Below are 4,908 nucleotides of genomic sequence, written 5' to 3'. Positions count from 1 at the left end.
CGCCTCCAGGCCCGCTTCGGCCGCTCCTGGCGCCGCAAGGCCCCCGTCGAGTCCCTGATGCCGCTGCGCCTGGCGCGGTTCGGCGTACCGCTGGCCCAGACGGGACCGGCGGGGCTCGCGGCGGCGGGCATCGAGCCCGCGCTGCTGCCGCCGGCGCCGGAGGTGCAGTCGGATGAGCAGATCGACGCAGAGGTGGGGGAGCGCGCGTACATGAGCCCCGGTCAGGACGAGCTCATGAAGCGGAGCCTGAGCAGGGGCCCATCGGGACTGCCCGGGAACAAGGGGGGCTGTGCACCGCGTGGTGCGGAAGAGTCGCTCAGCGTTCCCGGTCCCCGATCCCGCCGTGCGCAGCGAGAGCCGTCGCACGGCGAGCACGGCCCAGAGGCAGACACGGCCGCGGACCAGGCGCACGAAACCGCCCACCGGGGCGCTGGTCAGCAGAGAGCGGACCGGCAGAGCGCAGCGAGCCCGTGGTTCCGTGCGGGGCAGACCAAGTCCTCGGTGAGGGAGCTCGATGACGAGCAGTACTACGCCGCGTTCTGCGCGTACGTCGCAGAGCTGGGCGACTACCCCAACGCCCACCAGTTCGGCCGCTTCTTGATGGACGTGTTCGGCGTGGTCGGCCGCAGTGGCGGACCGTTGGATGAGCAGGCGATCGGTTCTTGCGTGGCGGTGCTGCGCCAGCGCTACCAGCCGGACCTCGACGTGGAATCCGCCAACGTGGAGCCGACACAGCAGGCGACACCGGACGTAGGCGAAGCCCTGGAAGAAACTGCGGCCGTACCCGGCTCGCGCGTCCCGCCAGAGGTGAAGAAACAGGGGCCCGTGCCGCCCGGCCCGCCGGCCGAACAGCGCGAGCCCAGCCTGGAGCACGGCCCAACTCCGCGTGCGTCTGCTCCGCACGAGGCCGTGCAGCCGACCGCAGTGGACCGCTATTACCTGGGCTACGAGTCCTTCCTGCACACCCACGGGCGTGACCCCAGCCGGGAAGAGCTGGCCGCGCATCTCGCTGGCCTGGGCATCACCAACCCGCAGGGACGGCCGGTGAAAGCCAACGCAGTTGGCCGCTACCAGCTGGAGTTCCGCGCCTACGCCGTCTGGGCCGCAATGTGCGAGACGACGGGAACCGAACCCGACCTGGTGGCGCTCCTCGAAGAGGTCAACGAGCGCGGCATCAAGGGCCTCCACAACAAGCCGCTCACCGCTCAGTGGATGGCCGAACGGATAGAAGACTTCCGCCGTCGTCGCCGGGCGATCGCCCCGGACGTCGTCGATTGGTCATCGGTCATCAGCTAGCGCACTGCCCAACCAGGATTGGGCTGAACCGCGCCCCCACTGATCACGGGATTCAGAGTGGCAGTGGGCCGTGCGCAGCCCCGCCGCTGTGCAGGCCCGGCCGGAGTGTGCGCACTGCGCCCCCGTCAGCCATCTGCACAGCACAGGCGCCCGCTTGGGCCTACTGCCGAACGTCACCGCCTGGACGCTGGCCTGCCTACGGCGCCGGACGACCCCCGCCTGCTGACTACATGCTGTACAGCCCGGTCGTTACCGGCGCGTACGGCGACGACGGGGGCCTGGGTGCGCTCCCCGATGGGTTCGCTGTGCACGTACGCACAGCAGCGGCCACCGTCTGGGAGGTGATGACCTCCTGGAAGGAACGTCCGCCGGTCTCTACCGAGGCGGCGCTCGCTAACGACCTGGTGCGCAATTGCCTCGCGCTTGAGCCGCCCCGCGATCTACTCTCGCGGCCATGACGTCACACGATGCGCCTGAAGGCTCTCGGATCGCTCCCGGTGGCGCCGGGCTGGTGATCCGGCAAGAGACCGCTGACGATCACCGAGATGTGCGCGAGGTTCATACGCGCGCCTTCGGTGACAGCGAGCGGGTGCCCGGGCTCGTGGAAGCACTTCGCGTTGCGGAGGCTGCGTTGGCGCCGATGTCCTTCGTCGCCACCGTTGATGACCGGGTCGTCGGGCATGTTCTGCTGAGCGCGACGCGGTTGGACGCTCCGCGCCGGATCGTGGACGTCCTGTCGCTGTCACCGCTGGGCGTGGTCCCGGAGTTCCAGCGTCAGGGCATCGGTACTCAGCTCATCGCGTACGCCCTCGCGGCGGCCGACAGCCAGGGTGTGCCGTTGGTATTCCTGGAGGGTTCGCCGCGCTACTACGGCACGCGCGGTTTCGAGGGTGCCAGCGCGGTGGGCTTCCGTTCGCCGTCGCTGCGTATTCCTGAAGCCGCGTTCCAGGTCGTCCGGTTGTCCGCTCACGAGCCGTGGATGACGGGCACCTTCGTCTACTCAGAGGTTTTTTGGGCCTTTGACTGCGTCGGCCTGCGCGACCCCGAGGCATGAGTGACTACCCGCAGGCACTCGACCTGATCCCCAGGACTATCACAGTGGCGATGTCCAGCTCGTCGTCGGTTGCGCGCGATCAGCGAGGCGTCGGGCCGTAACGTGAACAGGGCCGTAGGGTTCATTGGATGTGTCGTCTCAATGGGCCCGTACGGCCCTGTCCCATTCTGCCTTCACGAGCCTGTCCCGGGCCCATCTCGGCAACTTGATCGAGGAGTTGGCCGGGCCTTGGTCAGCTCAACGCGAGAGCCGACTGCACGAGCGGCGCCACGGTGAACGCCTTCGGGCCGCAGGTGCGGCCGTCGGCACGGGCTGGTCTTCGTAGACCGGGTCCTGGTCACCCTCGCGCACCTGCGGCTGGACCTCACCCACGCGGCCTCGGCTGAGCTGTTCGACGTCGACCGGTGCACCGTGACCAAGGCCATCGGAGAGATCAGGCCGCTGCTAGCCGCCTGCGGCTTCGCTACCCCCACCGGGTTCCGCCTGCGCACCCTGGCCGACGTCTTCGCCTATGCGCAGGCCGAGGGTGTGCGCCTGCGGTTGGACGGCACCGAGATCCAGGTCCGCCGAACCGCCGCCCTCCGGCCCGGAAGGCGCCGGTTCGTCTCAGGCAAGCGGCGGCAGAACACCCACAAGTGCACCGTCGCTTCCGACAGCAAGGGCCGCCCGCTGTGGGTCGGCGCCCATCGGCCAGGCAGGGTACACGACCAGACCGCGCTCAAGACCGAAGGCATTGAGGACCTGCTCGGCCAGTTCCCCCAAGTCGAACTGCCCCTGGACTCCGGCTACCGGGGCGTGGCCAAGCTCGACCCGAAGCGGATCGTGGTCCCGCCGCCCAAGCCTGGCCAAGCCGCCTCTGCGGACGAGACCACCGTCTACCAGCGTGCGCGCAGGCATCAGTCATCCGAACGGATCTGTGTCGAGCACGCCATCGCCGAGATCAGAACCTGGAGAGTCCTCTAGCGCTACCACGGCAAGCGTGAGTACCTGGCCCAGACCATCGATGCCGTCGCGTCCCTGGCCTCCGATCGGGCGGCCCACCGCTGATCACTCACCCGAACAACCCGCCAGACCAACACGCCCCAACCTCAACTGCGAACATCGTCGTAAGGTCCTCGCCTACACGCGACGCGACGTCGCGTCGGTCTGACTGCGCAGAGACTCCATCGCGGCCCGCAAGACACTGAGCACTGCGCACAGATCCGATCCTGTGCGCCAGTGCGCACAGCGATCTGCGGCACCACCGGCGCGATGACGCCGACCAACGAAGTTGATCATGGTCCGCTAGCACACCTGCCGAGGGCACAGCACCGCTGACATTCAGGGAACGGCCGTCGCCCGCATAGGTCGCACGGCTCCGACAGGACCTGGCAGCGGCGGTTCGTGGACGCCGAGCTGTGGGCGGGCAAGATCTACCGCGCCCTGGACGCGAGCTCTGGACTGTGTCCAGTGGAACTGGCGGAAGCGACGAGGCTGACGCCCAGCCAGATCCACCTTGGGGTGTTATGGCAGAACCTCGGGATCCTGGGCTGGCAACAGTGTTTCGGGGGCAAGGAACTGCCGGGCCCGTGAGCCGGGCCCGGCGGGGCGGACCAGGCCGGCTTTTTCGGATCAGGCCGGGTTCTGCGGTGCTTCGTGGAGTCGGGTCAGCAGGGCCATCAGCTGCTTCTGCTCATCGGGGATGAGTGGTGCCAGCAGCTCGGCATTGGCGGCTTCGGCCAGTGCTGTGCAGCGGTTGAGGACGGCCGTGCCCTGCGGGGTGACGGTGACGGCGTTCTTGCGGCGGTCGGAGGGCGTGGGGGCGCGCAGGACGAGGCCCTCCATCTGGAGGTGGTTGAGGATGCCGACCATGTCCTTGGGGTCGACGGCCAACCGGCGGCCCAGCTCGGCCTGGGTGGTGGGCCCGTAGTCGGCGGTCGCGGCCAGCACCGCGTGATGCATGAGCTTCAGCCCCTCCGCGGCGATCGCGTCGGCGACCATACCCCGGCCACGCGCCGCGACACGGCCGACGAGCCAGGTCGGCAGGGACTGGATGCGCTGGAGGTCCGAGGTCATGTGCTCAGCCTATCCAAAAGTCATTGGGCTCCCCAATGACTTTCGCCGTAACGTTGGGGCATCCAATGAAACTGGTTCGGGGAGGTCCTGTGCTGCGCATTCGCCATGAGGTCAACGGTGGACCCGAGGTGCTGTTCGCCGAGGAGGTCGACCGACCCGCGGCGGGAGCTGGGGAGGTGTTGATCCGGGTCGAGGCGGTCGGGGTGACCCTGCCCACCGTGCGCAAGGTGCGGGAGGGCGGTGAGCCGATCTCGTTCGGCGGCGAGGTCGCCGGGGAGGTCGTCGCCGCAGGTGCGGGTGTCACCGCCTTCGGCGTCGGAGAGCGTGTCACCGGGCTGTGCTTCGCCGACGCCTACGCCGAGTTCGCGGTTCTCAACACCGCCATGACTTCCCGGATCCCGGACGGGGGGGGCGCCGGGGGGGCGGGGGGGGGCGCGTGTTCCGCTCGGGCGCGTCGGGGGCCTCGCGACGACGCGGCGCAGGCGGGTTCGCGACATGTGGGA

The 4,908-nt window shown here is 69.1% G+C and carries 4 protein-coding genes and 2 pseudogenes; 5 read left to right on the top strand and 1 reads right to left on the bottom strand.

Annotated elements, in window-relative coordinates:
* The 4 genes and pseudogenes from AB0I94_RS41885 to AB0I94_RS41870 form a co-directional block, all read left to right on the top strand.
* Positions 1-1,296 (top strand): annotated as a pseudogene (locus AB0I94_RS41885) (hypothetical protein); the annotation flags it as partial.
* A gap of 511 nt (positions 1,297-1,807) precedes the next feature.
* Positions 1,808-2,350 (top strand): N-acetyltransferase, encoded by a 543-nt coding sequence (locus AB0I94_RS41880; protein WP_363315077.1) that lies wholly within the window; start codon positions 1,808-1,810, stop codon positions 2,348-2,350.
* A gap of 312 nt (positions 2,351-2,662) precedes the next feature.
* Positions 2,663-2,749 (top strand): annotated as a pseudogene (locus AB0I94_RS41875) (hypothetical protein); the annotation flags it as partial.
* A 12-nt stretch (positions 2,750-2,761) separates the two neighbouring features.
* Positions 2,762-3,313, top strand: a complete 552-nt coding sequence (locus AB0I94_RS41870; RefSeq protein ID WP_363315076.1) for a transposase family protein — start codon at positions 2,762-2,764, stop codon at positions 3,311-3,313.
* A 648-nt stretch (positions 3,314-3,961) separates the two neighbouring features.
* Here the strand turns inward: AB0I94_RS41870 and AB0I94_RS41865 are convergent.
* Positions 3,962-4,405, bottom strand: coding sequence for a MarR family winged helix-turn-helix transcriptional regulator (locus AB0I94_RS41865; protein WP_363315075.1), 444 nt, complete (start codon positions 4,403-4,405; stop codon positions 3,962-3,964).
* Between the two features lie 89 nt (positions 4,406-4,494).
* Between AB0I94_RS41865 and AB0I94_RS41860 the strand changes: the two genes are divergently transcribed.
* A partial coding sequence (locus tag AB0I94_RS41860; RefSeq protein WP_363315074.1) for an alcohol dehydrogenase catalytic domain-containing protein occupies positions 4,495-4,908 on the top strand: 414 nt, incomplete at its 3' end.

This window comes from Streptomyces sp. NPDC050147 (assembly GCF_040660195.1).
In the GTDB taxonomy this organism is placed as follows: Bacteria; Actinomycetota; Actinomycetes; order Streptomycetales; family Streptomycetaceae; genus Streptomyces.
The sequence above is the reverse complement of the archived record's forward strand: the minus strand, read 5'-3'. Positions and strand labels throughout refer to the sequence as shown.

Bases quoted from the DNA above. Each gene is read 5' to 3' on its own strand.
- AB0I94_RS41865 (WP_363315075.1), bottom strand. From the start codon at position 4,405: ATGACCTCGGACCTCCAGCGCATCCAGTCCCTGCCGACCTGGCTCGTC.